The following is a 15349-nucleotide window of genomic DNA, read 5'->3' on the forward strand; positions in this document are numbered from 1 at the left end:
ATTCGCCGCCGGCATTAAAGGGCAATCGGTTGTCTGCGTGGCCGAGCGGGGGCCTGCAGGTCAGCGCTCGCGCTTGAGTAACAGGCCGGCGGTCTGCCCGCTGTTCTCCGTGATGGGAGCGACGACCTCCCACCCCTCGGCACCGAGTTCGTTCAGTTCGTCGACGGGGACGCTGCTCCCGCCGAACACTCCAGTATCGACCTCGAACAGTCTGTACTCGTAGGAGGGCATTCGTTCGACAGCTGGGCCGGCGACGGTACCAGTCTTGTGGTCCCACCCGCCGTGCGAGATGAAAACACAATTAGTCTCCCCATCTCGTCCGGTGGACTAGAGACTATGGTACGTACGTGTGTCATCGGCTGCGGAAACATGGGCAGTGCTCTCGTGAGGGGGCTCTACGCGTCGGGCAACCACTCGGTCGTCGCCTGCGACCTCGACCCGGACGCGCTGGCCGCCGTCGCCGACTACTGCGAGGAGACGACCGACGACGTGGGTCGAGCGGCCGACGCCGAGGTCGTCTTCCTCGCGGTCAAACCGGACATCGTGGAAGCGGTGCTTGACGAACTGGACCTCTCGGCCGACCAGACGCTCGTCTCCATCGCGGCCGGCGTCCCGACGGAGTTCGTCGAAGCCCGGACGGACGCGCGGGTCGTACGCATCATGCCGAACCTCGCCGCCGAGACGCGGGACATGGCGGCCGCGGCGACCGGCGACGTCACCGACGAGGTCCGCGAACTGCTCGACGACGTCGGCGAGTTCGCCGAAATCGAGGAGGGCCAGATGGACATCGCCACCGCGGTCAACGGGAGCGGCCCAGCCTTCGTCTTCTACTTCATCGAGGCCATGACCGAGGCCGGCGTCGCCGGCGGCCTGGACCACGAGGAGGCGCAGGTGCTGGCCGCCCAGACGTTCAAGGGCGCCGCCGAGACGGTCCTGCAGGACGACCGCACCGCCGACGAACTCGTCGACGCGGTCTGCTCGCCCAACGGGACGACCATCGAGGGCATGGAGGTGCTCTGGGACAGCGAGGCCGACGCGGCGCTCGCCGACGCCGTCGCGGCCGCAGAACAGCGCTCGGAAGAACTGGCGGCCGCATTCGAGGATGACTGAGCGCGTCGACGCCGCCTCGCTCTCTCGCGCCCGCGAACAGGCCGCCGAGGCCGAGCGCGTCATCGTCAAGGCCGGCACGAACTCGCTGACCGACGCGGAGTCGAACTTAGACGACGAGAAACTCGACAAACTCGTCGACGACATCGAGTCGCTGCTCTCGCGGGGCAAGGAGGTCATGCTGGTTTCCTCCGGTGCCGTCGGCGCCGGCATCGGCCGGATTGACCACGACACCGAGACCGTCGAGAAGTCACAGGCGCTCTCGACGGTGGGCCAGAGTCACCTGATGCACCGCTATACGGAGAGTTTCGCCCGGTACGACCGCAAGGTCGCCCAGATACTCATCACGGAACACGACCTCGACAACCCCGAGCGGTTCACCAACTTCCGCAACACCGTCGAGACGCTGCTGGACTGGGGCATCGTCCCCATCATCAACGAGAACGACGCCGTCGCGACCGAGGAACTCCAGATCGGCGACAACGACATGATCTCGGCCTCTATCGCCATCGGCGTCGGCGTCGACTTGCTGGTGACCCTGACCGACGTCGGCGGCGTCTACACCGGCAACCCGAAGGAAGACCCAGACGCCGAGCACATCCCGGTCGTCGGCGAGAACTACGGCGAGGTCGAAGACGTCGTCACGGAGAGTTCGACGGGCGGTTTCGGCGGCATCCAGACGAAGGTCAGCGGCGCGCGGGACGTCAGCGAACACGGCATCCCGGCCATCATCGCGAAGTCGACGGAACCGGACGTCCTGCGAAAGGTCGCCGAGGCGGAATCGGTGGGCACAATATTCGTCCCCATCAACGGTGAGACAGATGACTGAGACGACCGAGCAACAGGTGACCGCTGCACAGTCCGCGGCCCTGCGGTTGGCCAACGTCGACGCCGCCGAGCGCGACGCCGCGCTCGCGGCCATCGCCGACGCCATCCGCGACAACAGCGACGCCATCCTCGCGGCCAACGAGGAGGACGTCGCGGCGGCCGAGGAGATGCTCGCGGAGGGCGAGTACACACAGGCGCTCGTCGACCGACTCAAACTCGACGCGGGCAAGCTAGAGAGCATCGCCGAGATGGTCGAGTCCGTCGCCGAGCAGGATGACCCGCTGGGGGAGACGCTGGCGGCCCGCGAACTCGACGAGGACCTCGAACTGTACAAGGTCGCGGTCCCCATCGGCGTCGTCGGGACCATCTTCGAGTCCCGCCCCGACGCGCTGGTCCAGATAGCCGCGCTCGCGCTGAAGTCCGGTAACGCCGTCATCCTGAAAGGTGGCAGCGAGGCCAGCGAGTCCAACCGCGTCCTCTACGAGACCATCGTCGAGGCGACGGCGGACCTCCCCGTCGGCTGGGCGACGCTCATCGAGGCCCACGAGGAGGTCGACGCACTGCTGGAGATGGACGACGAGGTCGACCTCGTCATGCCGCGTGGCTCCTCGGAGTTCGTCTCCTACATCCAGGACAACACCCAGATTCCCGTGCTGGGCCACACCGAGGGCGTCTGTCACGTCTACGTCGACGAGGCCGCCGACCTCGAGATGGCCGCGGACGTCGCCTTCGACGCGAAGGTGCAGTACCCGGCGGTGTGTAACGCCGTCGAGACCCTCCTCGTGAACGACGCCGTGGCCGACGACTTCCTCCCCGAGATGGTCGCGCGCTACCGCGAGGCCGGCGTGACCCTGCGCGGCGACGCGGCCACCCGCGACATCGTCGACGTCGACCCCGCGACCGACGACGACTGGGAGACGGAGTACGGCGACCTCGAACTGTCCATCAAGGTCGTCGACGACGTCTACGAGGCCATCGACCACGCAAACACCTTCGGCTCGAAACACACCGAGTCGATCCTCACCGAGGACGCCGACACCGCCGAGACGTTCATGACCGGCATCGACGCCGCCAGCGTCTTCCACAACGCCTCGACCCGCTTTGCCGACGGCTACCGCTACGGTCTCGGCGCCGAAGTGGGCATCTCGACGGGCAAGATTCACGCCCGCGGCCCCGTGGGGCTGGAGGGCCTGACGACCTACAAGTACTATCTGGAGGGCGACGGGCAGTTGGTCGCTAGCTACGCCGGCGACGACGCCCTGCCGTTCACCCACCGGGAGTTCGACGGCGAGTGGCGTCCCGGGCACCTCGCCGACGAGTAGCGTGCCACAGCCGAACTGAACCGCGCCGGCCCAGCAGTCGTCGTCAGTAGCCCAACCTTGATGGCAAAACCACTCGACTACCCAGCTATGGACGACTGCATCTTCTGCCAGATAGTCGCTGGCGACATCCCGAGCCGAACCGTCTACGAGGACGACACGGTGCTGGCGTTCTTGGACGCGAATCCGCTCGCACGGGGCCACACGCTCGTCATCCCGAAGGCCCACCACGAGACGATGGCGGACCTGCCCGAGGACGTCGGCGGCGACGTGTTCGCGGCTCTCCACGAACTCACGCCCGCCGTGGAGGCGGCCGTCGACGCCCCCGCGAGTACCGTCGCGTTCAACAACGGCGAGGAGGCCGGCCAAGAGGTCCCGCACGTCCACGGCCACATCGTCCCGCGGTTCTCCGACGACGGCGGCCGGCCGATTCACGCCATCTTCGGCGACCGGCCGGACCTCCCCGAGGCGGAGCTGGACGACATCGCGGCGGCGATCGGCGACAGCGTCTGAGTTAGCGGACGGTCAGCGCCTCGTCGGCGGTGACGACGGTCGAGCGGTAGCGGTCGAGACGGTCCTGTGAGACGTAGCCGTCCGCGCCGACGAACGGGCGGTCGGTGTCCGAGACCTCGAACCCGTGGACCCCGGCGCTGACGACGACGCTGCCTCCGTTCTCGACGCGAGCGAGGTGGAGATAGACGACACTCGGGTTCGACTCGTCGAGGATGCCCGCGTGGGTTTCCATCGTGACCGGGTCCCCGAGCAGCGACGCCGCTTCGGTGCCGAGTCGCGTCGGCCCGCGTGCCCACTCGACGCCGCCGTCCCCGACGCCGGCCGAGAGGAGAAACGACTCCGCCTGGTCGTTCGTCAGCAGGTCCGAGAGGGAGAGTCCGGCGAGCGTGTTGATCGACTGGCCGGCGACGCTGGCCACCGGCGTACTGAGGACGCCGAGGCTGAGTGGCGCGGTGTCTATCTCGGCCGCGTCCTGCTTTTCGGCCGTCGCCGAGCGCGCGTGCGTGACCTCGGTCCCGGCGTTCTCGAACAGGTCGGCCGAGAACCCGAAATCGCCGGGGAGATGGAGCACCTCGGTCGGCGAGAACGTCGTTCCCGGGAAGAAGAACGAACTCGGGAACGACACCGGGAGTCCGGCGCTCGTCGCGGGGTGTGCGTTCGTCTCCATCGGCAGGAGCGCGGCGTCGGGGAAAAGCGCCGAGTCCGGCCAGAACACCGAGTCCGGCCAGAAGAGCGAATCGGGAGCGAACACGGCGTCGGGATAGAACGCCGAGTCGGGGAACGGCCCCTCGTCGGCGCCGCCGAGGGTGCCCGGACCGGTCGGGAAGAACAGAACCGTGCCGCTGGGCGAGAGGTTGGCCCCCGAGTCGACGACGGTAAACGGGTCGGGGACCGACGAAACCGGTTCCGAAGGGAAGAAAAGCGCCAGCGATTGCGGGTTCAGCAGCGACTCCGAGAGGGTAAACGAGTCCGGGAAGAACGTCGAGTCGAGGAACAGGTCGCCGAGCGACGCGGCGAGTATCGGCCGATCGGCGGAGAAGACGGCCTCGGGAAAGAACGTCGAGTCGGGGAACAGCGTCTCACCGGGAATATACGCGAACGGGACGCCGCGTTCCCGGTCGGAGAAGACGACGACGCCGGCGTCGTCGATGGGGCGTTCGGGGGCGACCGCACCGAGTTGATCCGCGTCGGTCCCGAGGAACGTCTGCAGTCGGCCGGGGTCGGTCACCGAGACGCCCGTATCGAAGAACACGTCCGCCGGCGCGGCGACGTACGTCGCGTCGAGTTCCGTCCCTGCCTCGAACGAGCGACCCGCGGTCCCGACGGCCCCGCTGTCGACGCCGGGGCCCGGGAAGACGGCCACGGTCGAGCGTGCGTCGTCGTCGGGCAGTATCCAGTTCTTGTTCGGGAACCACTCGGCGTCGACGTCGAACACCGAGTTCGGGAAGAACGCCGAGTCGGGGACCGAGAAGCCGGTGTCGGTGGGGACGAACGGTCCCTCCGAGAGCGCCGAACGATGGGCGACCGCGAGGGCCTCGTTCGCGTCGAGTACGGCCCCGGACAGCGCCGCCCCCGGTGCGAACAGGACCACACCGCGCGGGTCGACGACGCCGTCCCGGAGAAACGGGAGGGTCCCCCCGACGGTGTCGAACGCCGTCGCGGGACCGACGAACAGTCGGTCTGTCGTCCCGTCGAAGGGGACAGCCCCGCCGGAGAACCGCAGCAGGAGCGGCCCCGATTCCGAGTCCCCCCACGACATCTCGCCGTCGGTCTGTGCGTACACCGAGACGAAACGCTCGATGGTCGCGGTGACGTCCCGCCCGTTGACGGTTCGTTCGACCGTTCGTCGCCGGGACTGCTCGACGATAGAGGCGAACCCGAGCGACGACTGTGCCGCCGGTGGCAACACGACAGCGTCTGCGGTGAACTCGTTGTCTGTGGCGTACTCACACCCGGCGAGCGCTCCAGTCGCGGCTGTCAGCCCCATCGTGCGGAGCAACTCACGCCGGTGCCACAGCGTACGGCCACCCTTTCGTGTCATCCAGCCACCTTAGTGGAACGTACGTAACGCTCGGCGGCGGCATAACTATTCTCATCACTCGAAGCGCTGAATTTCGAGATGATTCATCTAGAACTTTTTATTTCAATACGCGGTAGGATTGTCGTATGGGGTGTACGACGCTCGCACTCACAGGGGTGACCGGGGGTGCCGGGACGACGAGGACGACAGTCGAGATCGCGGCGACACTGGCCCGCGCGGGCCGGTCCGTCGCCGTTCTAGACGCCGCGTTCGCCACGCAGGGACTGGCGACACACGTCGGGGGACGACTCACCGACGACGTGACCGGCGTCGTGACGGGTGAGGCAGCGCTCGACGACGCGCTGTACGACGCCGGATTCGACGTGCCGGGCCGGGTCGAGATTTGCCCGGCCCACGCGCCGTTCGAGCGCCTCGCCCGCGCGAAGACGCCCGAGAGCGCGCGGGCTTTCGAGACGACCGTCGCGGACGCCGCCGGTCGTTTCGACCACGTCATACTCGACGTTCCACCCGTCGCGGCGAACCAGTCCATCGCGGCGCTCACCACCGCACAGCGTCGTGCACTCGTCGTCCCGGCGACCCAGCGCGGCCGGGACCTCCTCCCGCGACAGCAGGGTCGGTGTCGTGACCTCGACGCGATGGCGGACGCCGTCGTCGCCACGCGAACGGACGTCGACGGGGCACTGTCCATCGAGGCCGCCGACCACGAGATCCCCGCTGCCGGCCCGAACGCGTCGGTTCCGACGGCACTGGACCCGGAGTCGGACCTCGCACCGGCCGTGGCCGACGCGGTCGAGGCACTGCTGGACGTGGACCTCGCGCTTGAGTTCCCCGAGGGGAGTCTGTTCGACCGCGTCGGCCGTTAGAGATCCGGCAGCGGAACGACCACGACCGGGCGGTTCACGCGGGCCAGCAGGTTCGTGACGGTCGACCCGACGCCGCCGGCGCCCTCGGTGCCGCGGTTCACTCCGAGAACGACCACGTCGGGGCCGTGGTCGTCGACGGCCGCCAGCAGTTCCGCGACCGGGTCGCCGTCTCTGGTCTCCGTCGTCGGCATCACGGCCGCGAGGCGCGACCGGGCCACGTTGGCGGCGTCGCCGGCGTCCCGTGACGGCGCGTCGGGTTCCCTGACGCCGACCACGACGACGCTGTCCTCGTTGGGGTCGAGACGGTCCTGTAGGTAGTCCGCGGCCGCCGCGGTGACGTGTACCGACGACGCGCCGACGAGATACTCGGTCATACTTCGGGGTGGGCGCTCGGGTGGCTTCGGCGTTTCGGCGGGGCGCTTCCCGTTGGTCGGCCCCGTGCCACTGTTCCGCGGGTCGCTTCGCTCCCCGTATCGCATCGAGAGGCTTCGCTGTCCGAGGGACCGACGGCTGTCGGTCCCTCGCTACCCGACGAACTTACATACGCCCCCGCCTGTACCGGAGAGCGTGCGCGTCGAGAACAGTTTCATCGGGGTCGACGGCGTCGGCGAGCAGACAGAGCGGTCCATCTGGGAGCAGGGAATCACCCACTGGGACGAGTTCGAACCCGGTGTCGTCGGCGGCAAGCGCGGCGACCGCATCCAGCGGTTCATCGAGGAGGGACGCGACCACCTCGACGCGGCCGACGTGGCGTACTTCGACCAGCAGTTCCCGAACAGCGAGCAGTGGCGCCTCTACGAGACGTTCCGGGACCGCGCGTGTTTCTTCGACATCGAGACGACCGGCCTCGACCAGCAACGAAACCGGGTGACGACGGTCAGCCTCCATCAGGACGGCGAGACGGAGACGCTCGTGGCCGGCGACGACCTGACCGCCGGGAACCTCCGGGCGGCCTTCGCCGACGCCGACCTGCTGGTGACGTTCAACGGCAAGCGCTTCGACGTGCCCTTCCTCGAAGCGAACTTCGACGTCGACCTCCAGCGCCCGCATCTCGATCTGCTGTACACCTGCAAGAAAATCGGCCTCTCGGGCGGGCTGAAGCAGGTCGAGCAGGACATCGGCATCGAGCGCGACCGACCCGACATCTCCGGGCGCGACGCGGTCCGCCTCTGGCGGGAACACGAGAGCGGCCGCGACGGGGCCCTAGAGACGCTGGTGTCGTACAACCGCGAGGACACCGTCAACCTGCGCACCCTGGCCGACGAGGTGACCGGGAGCCTCCACGACGACGTGTTCGTCCGCTGACTCAGAACCGGGTCGGGTCGGCCTCCGGCGCGGTGTCGGCGGGCCGCAGCAGGTGGGCCCGACCGGCGAGAAAGCCAAGCAACAGGCCGGTGAAGTGGGCGACCAGCGCGACGCCGGGATTGGCCGTCAGCAGGGTTATCGCCGCCGCGAGGACGCCGCCCAGCGCCAGTTGCGCGCGAGCGGGGAGTTCGAACCCGCCGACGACCGTCTCGGTGAAGCGGTTGGCCGCAAGCAGGTAGCCAAAGAGGCCGAAGATGGCGCCGCTGGCCCCGAGGACGCTGACGCTCGCCGGGACGCCCGGAATCAGGGGGCCGACGGTCCCGACGAAAGCGACCTGTGCGACCCCGGAGAGGGCGCCGACGGCGACGAAAAAGCCGTGAAAGCGCGCGCTGGTCGTCGTCCGTTCGAGCAGGAGGCCCGCGAGGGCGAGCGCTGCGGCGTTGGCAAGCAAGTGGGAGGGGCCGGCGTGGGCGTAGACGCTCGTGACCAGCGTCCACGGCTGGTCGAGCAAGGGATTCGACAGCGCGAAGATGTGGCGCTGGCGTGCGACGAGTCCGACGACCTGCTGGAGGGCGAACACGGCGACGATGAGGAGCAGCGTCACGAGCGTCGGACTCTCGGCGGGACGGCGCATAGGGTAGTGTTGTCGAGCAGCGCACAAGAAAGGTCCGGGTGCCACGGTCGTCGGAGTCCAGAACGCATACGTGACCGCGTGCCGTTCCATCGCACATGTCCGACATCAGCGAATCGCTCGCCGACGCCTTCGGCGAGGAGACCGACGCAGACACCGCACAGACCGCCGCCGAGAACGTCGCCGCCTTCGCCGAGCAGTACGACGAGGCCCTCACGGCCGACGCCGTCAGAGAGACGTTCGAGGAGGCCCCCTACGACGACTTCGAGCGCCGATTCAACTGGCTCGTCGGCGAACTCGCCGCCGCGAACGACGACTGCACCGACACCCGGGAGTTCCGCATCGACGGATTCGGCGACCTCGCCGCGGACCCCGAAATCGGCGCGTAAGGGATGGACGGCGGGACGTACACGCTCGTCCTCGAACGCGACAGCGACGGCCCCCTCGCGGTTGGCGCGCTCGGCGACCTATCGCTCCCCGCGGGGTGGTACGCCTACACCGGGAGCGCGCTCGGGGCCGGCGGGTTCTCGCGGGTCGACCGCCACCGGGCCGTCGCCAGCGGCGACAACGACGCCCGCCACTGGCACGTCGACTACCTGCTGGGCGACGACGCCACCCGCGTCGACACCGTCGTCACGACCCGCGCGGCCGTCGAGTGTGCCGTGGCCGAGCGCTTACAGGACCACAGAGCGACCGAGTCGGTGCCCGACTTCGGCTGTTCGGACTGTGGCTGTCGCTCGCATCTGGTGTGCAGCGACAGGCGGGACGCGCTCCTGACGGCCGTCGAGACGGCCCACGCCGCGGTCGACGACTGACTACCCGACGACCTCGTATCCGGCGTCCGCGACGGCCGACGAGAGCGCGTCGTCGTCGACGGCGCCGCTGGTCTCCACGACGAGAGCGTCCGCGTCGTGGTCCGCCGTAGCCGCTTCGACGCCGGCGACGCCGAGGGCGGCGGCCTCGACCGACTCCTCGCACCCTGTACAGGACATGCCACTCACCGAGAGCGTTCGTTGCTCCATAGCCGCCGGTAACGACTGCGGGGGGAAAACGGCTTGGCCCCAGCGCGTCGCACCGGGGCCGCCGAACGAGTGCCGGACTCAGCAGTCCTGTGGCTCGACGTGTGTCGTCGGCGACTCGCCGTCGGGGACGGCGAAGAACAGCGCGTAGGCGACCGCTCGTTGCGTGTCGCTCGGGTTCCTCGCGACTTCTTCGTGGCCGCCGGGGTCGACGAACGCCTCACCGGCCGCGTAGGTGTGGGTGGTGCAGGTGTGGGAAAAGACGACCTCGAGTTCGCCTTCGACGAGGGTGACGACGACCGGACCCGGATGGGTGTGCCACCCGGTCGTCCCGCCCGGCTCCAGCGTCACCCGAGCGAGGACGATGGTGGAGGCGTCACGGACGAACGCGGCTTCGTCGCCGCCCTGTTCGAAGGTGACGCCGAGCGCCATCCCCACGTCGTCGGTGAAGCCCGCATGCGGGGCGAGAACCTCGATGCTCAGGCCTTCTGGCTGGTCGACCTGTCCGCCGCCGGTCTGGCCGTCGTCTGTCTGTCCGTCGTCGGCCTGCGCGGCGGCGACGCCGCTCGAGGAGAGCGCGAGCGCGCCGGCACCGAGTTTCGCGGAGTCCGAGAGGAAGTCGCGCCGCAGGAACGGGAGCGCAGCGAAGTGGCCCGCGTCGGTGTCCCGGTCGCGTGACTCGTCGGGGGCAAGAGCACCGGTGTCGCCGTGTGTCAGTGGTTCGTCGTCTCGTGTCATGGCATTCTCCGGGGCGAAACCGCCCGAATAGAGCGGCGTCACGACCGAACGTAGTTATACGGTCACAGACATATTTGCGCTCGTAGTTGCATCGAGATACCGTGTGACAAGGGAACGTGACCGTCGCTAAGACGACGTTACCGGGGCCGCTGTGACTCGCGCGACGTCCGGCCCGAATCTGGCGTACGTGCCCGGTTCCGCCTCAAGAGATATGTATTGCAGGCTTGTTGGGCCGGGCTTTCCGCGCTAGTTCGTCGTCGCCGTCGGCCCGCCGTACCGTCACGTCGGCCCCGAACTCGTCCTCGAACAGCCACGCGGCCTGCGAGAGCACTTCGAGTTCCCGGTCGCCGTCGACGACGGGTTCGAGGCCGGCGCCCTGTTCGGCGAGGTCGGCGGCGTAGTCGGCGGCGGCGTCGCCGTGGGCCTGTATCGACGCCTCGCCCATGATTTCGCCGACGACTGCGTCGCCGGGGTCGGCGTCCTGTGCGATACTGTAGGCCCGGTACTTCCAGTCCTCGGCGACCACCACCTCGATTTCGTTCGGGTCCGCGATGTCGACGACGTCGGTGATGTCGCGCACGTCGTCGAGCGTCGTCCGGACGAGTTGGCGCTCGATGCGGAACTCCGCGACGTCCCGTAGCGATTCGGGCCACGGCGACTCGACGACGAGGCCCTCCTCGTCCAGCAGGTGCCACAGTTCCTCGGCGAGGTACGGCGCGATTGGCGCGACCAGTTTCGTCAGCACCCGCAGGCCGCGACTGTAGGCGAAGCGGTAGGGCGTGTCGTAGCCCGCGTATCGGCGGAGCAGGCGGGCGAACCGCTGGAGTTCGCCGACGACGCGGTGGAACCGGAAGCGGTCGTACTCCTCGGTGACGGCGGCGATAGTCCGGTCTATCTCGCGTTCGAGATAGGCGTCGTGGGGCGCGCTCTCGGTTCGGGTCTCGCGGCCCTCCACGTAGTCGCTGACCATCCCGTAGAGGGTCTGCTGGAACTCGTAGGCCGTCGAGACGTCCTTGACCGTCCACTCGAAGTCCTGTTCGGGGTGGGCCGCCGAGAGGACGAACAACCGAGTGGTCTCGGCGCCGTACTCGTGGGGCGCGACGGCGTTGCCCTTCGACTTGGACATCTTCTCGCCGCTGTGGAGGACCGTCCCCTGATTGATGAGTCGGTCGACCGGTTCCCGGCGGTTCAACAGGCCCAGATCCGCGAGCGCCCGCGTGAAAAAGCGGATGTACAGCAGGTGGAGGACGGCGTGTTCCTCGCCGCCGACGTAGACGTCGACCGGGAGCCACTCGTCCGCGGTCTGCTGGTCGAAGGGGGCGTCCGCTTGGCTCGCGGTTTCACCGCTCGCCTCGCTATGCGGCGAGAGATAGCGCAGGAAGTACCACGAGGAGTCGACGAACGTGTCCATCGTGTCCGTCTCGCGCACGGCGTCCCGGCCGCAGTCGGGGCACTCGGTCCGTTTCCACTCCTCGGCGGCGTCCAGCGGATTGCCCGTGGTCTGGACGTACTCGGGCAGTTCGACGGGCAGGTCCCCGTCGGGGACCGGCACCCGGCCGCAGTCGTCGCAGTGGACCATCGGAATCGGCGTCCCCCAGTAGCGCTGGCGGGAGATGAGCCAGTCCCGCAGGCGGTAGGTCGTCGCCTCCGCGGCGGCGTCGTGTTCGAGTAGGCGGTCGCGAGCGGCCGTACTCGCGAGGCCGTCGTACTCGCCGCTGTCGGTGAGCATCCCGTCGTCGGTGTAGGGCTCCTCGGGTAGGTTCGTACCGGTTCCGTCGACGGGTTCGACCACCTGCTCGACCGGCAGGTCGTGCTCGCTGGCGAAGGCGTGGTCTCGGTCGTTGTGGGCGGGCACGCCCATGACCGCGCCGGTGCCCACGTCGTCTAAGACGTAGGCGGCGACGTAGACGGGTATCTCCTCGCCGGTGTAGGGGTGGGTCGCGGTGAGGTCCGTCTCGACGCCGCTGAGACCCGCGTCGTCCGTGCTGGCGACCGACTCGACGTACTCGGCGACGGCCTCGTCTCGCTCGGTCAGTTCGCCGACCACCTCGTGGCCCGGAGCGAGCGCGAGGTACGTCGCGCCGTAGACGGTGTCCAGCCTCGTGGTGAAGGCGTCCACGTCGTGGCCGTCGACCGTGAAGGTGACGCGGGCTCCCTCCTGTCGGCCGATCCAGTTGCGCTGGCTGTCACGGACGCCCTCGGGCCACCCGTCTAAGTCGTCGAGGCCGTCGTACAGTTCGTCGGCGTAGTCGGTGATGGTGAGGAACCACTGGTCCAGGTCGCGCTGTTCGACGGCGGTGCCACACCGCCAGCAGACGCCGCCGTGACTGTGGTCGTGGCCGCCGTCCGCCTCGGTCTCGACCTGTGCGTCGGCCAGCACCGTCTCGCAGTCGGGACACCAGTTGACCGTCGCCGAGTCGTAGGAGACGAGGCCGGCCTCGTGCAGGCGGGTAAACAGCCACTGGTTCCACCGGTAGTACTCTGGGTCGCAGGTCGTTATCTCCCGACTCCAGTCGTAGCCAAAGCCCATCTCCTCTAAGTCGCCGCGCATCCGCTCGATGCAGGCCCGCGTCCACGACTCGGGGTCGGTGTCGCGCTCGTAGGCCGCGTTCTCGGCCGGGAGGCCGAAGGCGTCCCACCCCATCGGGTGGAGCACGTCGTCGCCCGCCATCCGGCGGTAGCGGGCGTAGGCGTCGGTGATGGCGTAGTTTCGGATGTGGCCCATGTGCAACGAGCCGGAGGTGTAGGGAAACATCCCCAGCACGTAGGTCGGGTCGTCGGCGTCGTCGGGGCAGTCGTAGACGCCCTCCCGGTCCCAGACGTGCTGCCAGTACTCCTTGACCCGTGCGTGGTCGTAGCGGCGCGACATTCGATACCTCGGAGTGGGACGGCGTGACACATGAGTGTTCGGCTAGCACGGGTGGCCGCTGGCCCGAATCCCGTCCCGACGGCGCTAGTTCGGCTTTCGAGCCTCGATGCTCGCGGAGACGAGGTAGTCGCTGGGGTCGTAGTCGTCGGCCCACTCGCGGACGAACTCGTCGCTGTCGTCCTTCGGACGGATGTCGATTGCCTCGAACCCGGCCTCTTCGAGCATCGTTTCGAGCGCATCGACGGTCGACGCGCCGGCCACGCAAGCCGCGAGCGACTCGGGGTCACGCGTAATCTCGGGCGGGAACTCGGCGGTCTGGACCACGTCGGAGATGGCAATCCGGCCGCCGGGTCGCAGCGCCCGGAACGCCTCGCGGAACACCTGCGGCTTGTCGGGCGAGAGGTTGACGACGCAGTTCGAGATGACCACGTCGACCGTCCCGTCGGCGACCGGGAGGTGTTCGATTTCGCCGAGGCGGAAGGAGACGTGGTCGGCGTCGTTCTCGGCGGCGTTCTCGCGTGCCTTCTCGACCATCTCCGGAGTCATGTCCACGCCGACGACGCGACCCTGCGGGCCGACGGCGTCGGCCGCCAGAAAGCAGTCGAATCCGGCACCCGACCCGAGGTCCAACACCGTCTCTCCCTCTTCGAGGTCGGCGATAGCCTGCGGGTTGCCACACCCGAGGCCGAGGTTCGCGTCACCCGCCACGTCCCCTATCTCACCGTCGTCGTACCCGAGTTTGCGGGCCATCTCGTCGGTCGCCCTCCCGTCCGTCTCGCCCTCGTCGCAGCACCCGCTGCTGTCGGCGGCGATTGCGGCGTAGCGTTCCCGGACGATGCGTCGCTGTTCGTCGGCGGTCCGTGCAGTCGAAGCGGTGGAGTCGGTGTCAGTCATGGTCTGGGTGTATCTCGTCGAGCGTCTCGATGAGCGACTCGGCGGCCGGAGTCAGACCGTAGTAGCGCCAGCGACCGTCCTTCTCGCGCGTTACGAGACCGGCGTCGTACAGCGTCGAGAGCGCGTGGCTCACTGCGCTCTGGCTCAGACCGACCGCCTCAGGGAGTTCACAGGCACAGACTTCGCCCTCCGCGGCGGCCAGCAGTCGCAGTAGTTCGTAGCGAGTGTCGTTGCCGGCCCCCGAGAGCAGACGGACGTGGGCCGCGAACTGCCGCCCGTCGACGTCGTGTTCGAGTGGCGCACAGCACTCCCGGTCGTCGGTCGTAGGGTTCTGGCTCATTGTTCGACCCTACATATGAGCATACGTGCATATGAGTGTGTCGACGCCGACGGTAACACCGCCGTCACCCGGTAACAACGGCGTCCGCGAGCGCTTTTCACCCCGAGACGCGACGGTATCGGTATGTCCCAACGCAAGGACGACTACGCCGACGCGGTGTCCTACGACGAATCGCTCGACGACCGACCCAGCGACGACGAACTCGACGCGGCCATCGAGAACCTCGAAGCCAACGGGTTCGACGTCGTCGTGGTTGAGGACGGCGAGGCCGCACTCGACGAGATACAGGCGCGGATACCCCCCGGAGCGTCCGTGATGGACGGCCACTCCACGACGCTCGAAGAAATCGGGTTCGTGGAGTACCTCACCGAGGGCGACCACGAGTGGGAGAACGTCCACAGCGAGGTCTACGGCATCGACGACGACGAAGAACGCCAGCGCGCCCGGCGGGAGGCACAGGCCAGCGACTACTTCCTCGGGAGCGTCAACGCCATCGCACAGACCGGCGAACTCGTCGCCGCCGACGCCTCCGGCAGCCGTATCGGGGCCTACCCCTTCGCCGCCGAGAACCTCCTGCTGGTCGCCGGGACGAACAAGATCGTTGGGGACCTAGACACCGCGCTGGACCGCCTCGAAGACGTGGCGTATCCGCTCGAAGACGCCCGCGCACAGGACGCCTACGGCGCGGGGAGCGTCATCGCGAAACAACTCGTCTACCGACAGGAGGCCGAGGAGGGACGCACGACAGTCGTCCTCGTCCGCGAGTCGCTCGGCTACTGAACACGCGTTCTCCCGTTCACTGACGCGACCGCCAGCCGCGGGAACGTTTATCGGGCGGGCGCGTGAACGCTCGCCAATGAACACGACGCGAGCGGACCGGGA

Annotated in this window: 18 protein-coding genes; 9 read left to right on the forward strand and 9 right to left on the reverse strand. The window is 68.3% G+C overall.

Annotated elements, in window-relative coordinates; all coding sequences use genetic code 11:
* Positions 1-60: 60 nt before the first annotated feature.
* Entirely contained in the window at positions 61-231 is a 171-nt protein-coding gene (locus NDI85_RS14000; protein WP_189001644.1) for a DUF4177 domain-containing protein, read from the reverse strand.
* Positions 232-336: 105 nt separating this feature from the next.
* Between NDI85_RS14000 and proC the strand changes: the two genes are divergently transcribed.
* The 4 genes from proC to NDI85_RS14020 all read left to right on the forward strand — a co-directional run bounded on the left by proC (position 337) and on the right by NDI85_RS14020 (position 3767).
* Positions 337-1110: a pyrroline-5-carboxylate reductase gene (gene proC / locus NDI85_RS14005; RefSeq protein ID WP_310916138.1), complete on the forward strand. Its 774-nt coding sequence runs from the start codon at positions 337-339 to the stop codon at positions 1108-1110.
* Positions 1103-1936, forward strand: coding sequence for a glutamate 5-kinase (gene proB, locus NDI85_RS14010; RefSeq protein ID WP_310916139.1), 834 nt, complete (start codon positions 1103-1105; stop codon positions 1934-1936). The genes proC and proB overlap by 8 nt, the downstream gene beginning before the upstream one ends.
* Complete coding sequence (locus NDI85_RS14015) at positions 1929-3257, forward strand: glutamate-5-semialdehyde dehydrogenase (protein WP_310916140.1); 1329 nt, start codon at positions 1929-1931, stop codon at positions 3255-3257. The genes proB and NDI85_RS14015 overlap by 8 nt, the downstream gene beginning before the upstream one ends.
* A gap of 87 nt (positions 3258-3344) precedes the next feature.
* Positions 3345-3767, forward strand: coding sequence for an HIT family protein (locus NDI85_RS14020; protein WP_166967160.1), 423 nt, complete (start codon positions 3345-3347; stop codon positions 3765-3767).
* Between the two features lies 1 nt (position 3768).
* Here NDI85_RS14020 and NDI85_RS14025 read toward each other — a convergent pair whose 3' ends face one another.
* Positions 3769-5754 carry a DUF6517 family protein gene (locus NDI85_RS14025; RefSeq protein WP_310916141.1) on the reverse strand — a complete coding sequence of 662 codons (1986 nt, stop codon included), beginning with the start codon at positions 5752-5754 and terminating at the stop codon, positions 3769-3771.
* Positions 5755-5933: 179 nt separating this feature from the next.
* On the opposite strand from NDI85_RS14025, the gene NDI85_RS14030 reads away from it, so the two are divergent.
* Positions 5934-6671 (forward strand): AAA family ATPase, encoded by a 738-nt coding sequence (locus NDI85_RS14030; protein WP_189001654.1) that lies wholly within the window; start codon positions 5934-5936, stop codon positions 6669-6671.
* Here the strand turns inward: NDI85_RS14030 and NDI85_RS14035 are convergent.
* A complete protein-coding gene (locus tag NDI85_RS14035) occupies positions 6668-7045 on the reverse strand; it encodes a universal stress protein (RefSeq protein WP_310916142.1) in 378 nt (125 codons plus the stop codon). The two genes, NDI85_RS14030 and NDI85_RS14035, sit on opposite strands and share 4 nt — an antisense overlap.
* A 193-nt stretch (positions 7046-7238) precedes the next feature.
* Here NDI85_RS14035 and NDI85_RS14040 point away from each other — a divergent pair, with 193 nt between their 5' ends.
* A complete protein-coding gene (locus tag NDI85_RS14040; protein ID WP_310916143.1) occupies positions 7239-7976 on the forward strand; it encodes a ribonuclease H-like domain-containing protein in 738 nt (245 codons plus the stop codon).
* A 1-nt stretch (position 7977) separates the two neighbouring features.
* Here the strand turns inward: NDI85_RS14040 and NDI85_RS14045 are convergent, their stop codons facing one another.
* Positions 7978-8610 carry a rhomboid family intramembrane serine protease gene (locus NDI85_RS14045; protein ID WP_189001665.1) on the reverse strand — a complete coding sequence of 211 codons (633 nt, stop codon included), beginning with the start codon at positions 8608-8610 and terminating at the stop codon, positions 7978-7980.
* 95 nt (positions 8611-8705) lie between these two features.
* On the opposite strand from NDI85_RS14045, the gene NDI85_RS14050 reads away from it, so the two are divergent.
* Together NDI85_RS14050 and NDI85_RS14055 are read left to right on the forward strand one after the other, a co-directional pair.
* Positions 8706-8996, forward strand: coding sequence for a hypothetical protein (locus NDI85_RS14050; RefSeq protein ID WP_189001667.1), 291 nt, complete (start codon positions 8706-8708; stop codon positions 8994-8996).
* Between the two features lie 3 nt (positions 8997-8999).
* Positions 9000-9422: a GIY-YIG nuclease family protein gene (locus tag NDI85_RS14055; RefSeq protein WP_310916144.1), complete on the forward strand. Its 423-nt coding sequence runs from the start codon at positions 9000-9002 to the stop codon at positions 9420-9422.
* Here NDI85_RS14055 and NDI85_RS14060 read toward each other — a convergent pair whose 3' ends face one another.
* From NDI85_RS14060 to NDI85_RS14080, 5 genes are all read right to left on the reverse strand, one after another.
* Positions 9423-9629: a cation transporter gene (locus NDI85_RS14060; RefSeq protein WP_310916145.1), complete on the reverse strand. Its 207-nt coding sequence runs from the start codon at positions 9627-9629 to the stop codon at positions 9423-9425. It lies immediately after the preceding gene.
* A gap of 78 nt (positions 9630-9707) precedes the next feature.
* A complete protein-coding gene (locus tag NDI85_RS14065) occupies positions 9708-10364 on the reverse strand; it encodes a cupin domain-containing protein (protein ID WP_189001672.1) in 657 nt (218 codons plus the stop codon).
* Positions 10365-10566: 202 nt separating this feature from the next.
* The gene (gene leuS / locus NDI85_RS14070) at positions 10567-13233 is read right to left on the reverse strand and encodes a leucine--tRNA ligase (protein ID WP_310916146.1); all 2667 of its coding nucleotides are present in this window, start codon (positions 13231-13233) and stop codon (positions 10567-10569) included.
* An 84-nt stretch (positions 13234-13317) separates the two neighbouring features.
* Positions 13318-14127 (reverse strand): arsenite methyltransferase, encoded by an 810-nt coding sequence (arsM, locus tag NDI85_RS14075; protein ID WP_310916147.1) that lies wholly within the window; start codon positions 14125-14127, stop codon positions 13318-13320.
* Positions 14120-14467 (reverse strand): metalloregulator ArsR/SmtB family transcription factor, encoded by a 348-nt coding sequence (locus tag NDI85_RS14080; RefSeq protein WP_310916148.1) that lies wholly within the window; start codon positions 14465-14467, stop codon positions 14120-14122. Before NDI85_RS14080 ends, arsM begins: the two co-directional genes overlap by 8 nt.
* A gap of 123 nt (positions 14468-14590) precedes the next feature.
* Here NDI85_RS14080 and NDI85_RS14085 point away from each other — a divergent pair, with 123 nt between their 5' ends.
* On the forward strand, positions 14591-15247 hold the full coding sequence (locus NDI85_RS14085) for a lactate utilization protein (protein ID WP_310916149.1): 657 nt from the start codon (positions 14591-14593) through the stop codon (positions 15245-15247).
* The last annotated feature ends 102 nt before the right edge of the window (positions 15248-15349 follow it).

Origin of the sequence: Haloarcula sp. S1AR25-4 (assembly GCF_031624555.1) — an archaeon.
GTDB lineage: Archaea > Halobacteriota > Halobacteria > Halobacteriales > Haloarculaceae > Haloarcula > Haloarcula pellucida.

What these genes read in the sequence shown, in the direction of transcription:
- NDI85_RS14030 (WP_189001654.1), top strand. Translation starts at nt 5,934, where the DNA reads ATGGGGTGTACGACGCTCGCACTCACAGGGGTGACCGGGGGTGCCGGG.
- leuS (WP_310916146.1), bottom strand. Translation starts at nt 13,233, where the DNA reads ATGTCGCGCCGCTACGACCACGCACGGGTCAAGGAGTACTGGCAGCAC.
- proC (WP_310916138.1), top strand. Translation starts at nt 337, where the DNA reads ATGGTACGTACGTGTGTCATCGGCTGCGGAAACATGGGCAGTGCTCTC.
- NDI85_RS14020 (WP_166967160.1), top strand. Translation starts at nt 3,345, where the DNA reads ATGGACGACTGCATCTTCTGCCAGATAGTCGCTGGCGACATCCCGAGC.
- NDI85_RS14015 (WP_310916140.1), top strand. Translation starts at nt 1,929, where the DNA reads ATGACTGAGACGACCGAGCAACAGGTGACCGCTGCACAGTCCGCGGCC.
- NDI85_RS14060 (WP_310916145.1), bottom strand. Translation starts at nt 9,629, where the DNA reads ATGGAGCAACGAACGCTCTCGGTGAGTGGCATGTCCTGTACAGGGTGC.
- NDI85_RS14025 (WP_310916141.1), bottom strand. Translation starts at nt 5,754, where the DNA reads ATGGGGCTGACAGCCGCGACTGGAGCGCTCGCCGGGTGTGAGTACGCC.
- NDI85_RS14080 (WP_310916148.1), bottom strand. Translation starts at nt 14,467, where the DNA reads ATGAGCCAGAACCCTACGACCGACGACCGGGAGTGCTGTGCGCCACTC.
- NDI85_RS14050 (WP_189001667.1), top strand. Translation starts at nt 8,706, where the DNA reads ATGTCCGACATCAGCGAATCGCTCGCCGACGCCTTCGGCGAGGAGACC.
- NDI85_RS14085 (WP_310916149.1), top strand. Translation starts at nt 14,591, where the DNA reads ATGTCCCAACGCAAGGACGACTACGCCGACGCGGTGTCCTACGACGAA.
- NDI85_RS14055 (WP_310916144.1), top strand. Translation starts at nt 9,000, where the DNA reads ATGGACGGCGGGACGTACACGCTCGTCCTCGAACGCGACAGCGACGGC.
- NDI85_RS14000 (WP_189001644.1), bottom strand. Translation starts at nt 231, where the DNA reads ATGCCCTCCTACGAGTACAGACTGTTCGAGGTCGATACTGGAGTGTTC.
- NDI85_RS14065 (WP_189001672.1), bottom strand. Translation starts at nt 10,364, where the DNA reads ATGACACGAGACGACGAACCACTGACACACGGCGACACCGGTGCTCTT.
- NDI85_RS14035 (WP_310916142.1), bottom strand. Translation starts at nt 7,045, where the DNA reads ATGACCGAGTATCTCGTCGGCGCGTCGTCGGTACACGTCACCGCGGCG.
- proB (WP_310916139.1), top strand. Translation starts at nt 1,103, where the DNA reads ATGACTGAGCGCGTCGACGCCGCCTCGCTCTCTCGCGCCCGCGAACAG.
- NDI85_RS14045 (WP_189001665.1), bottom strand. Translation starts at nt 8,610, where the DNA reads ATGCGCCGTCCCGCCGAGAGTCCGACGCTCGTGACGCTGCTCCTCATC.
- arsM (WP_310916147.1), bottom strand. Translation starts at nt 14,127, where the DNA reads ATGACTGACACCGACTCCACCGCTTCGACTGCACGGACCGCCGACGAA.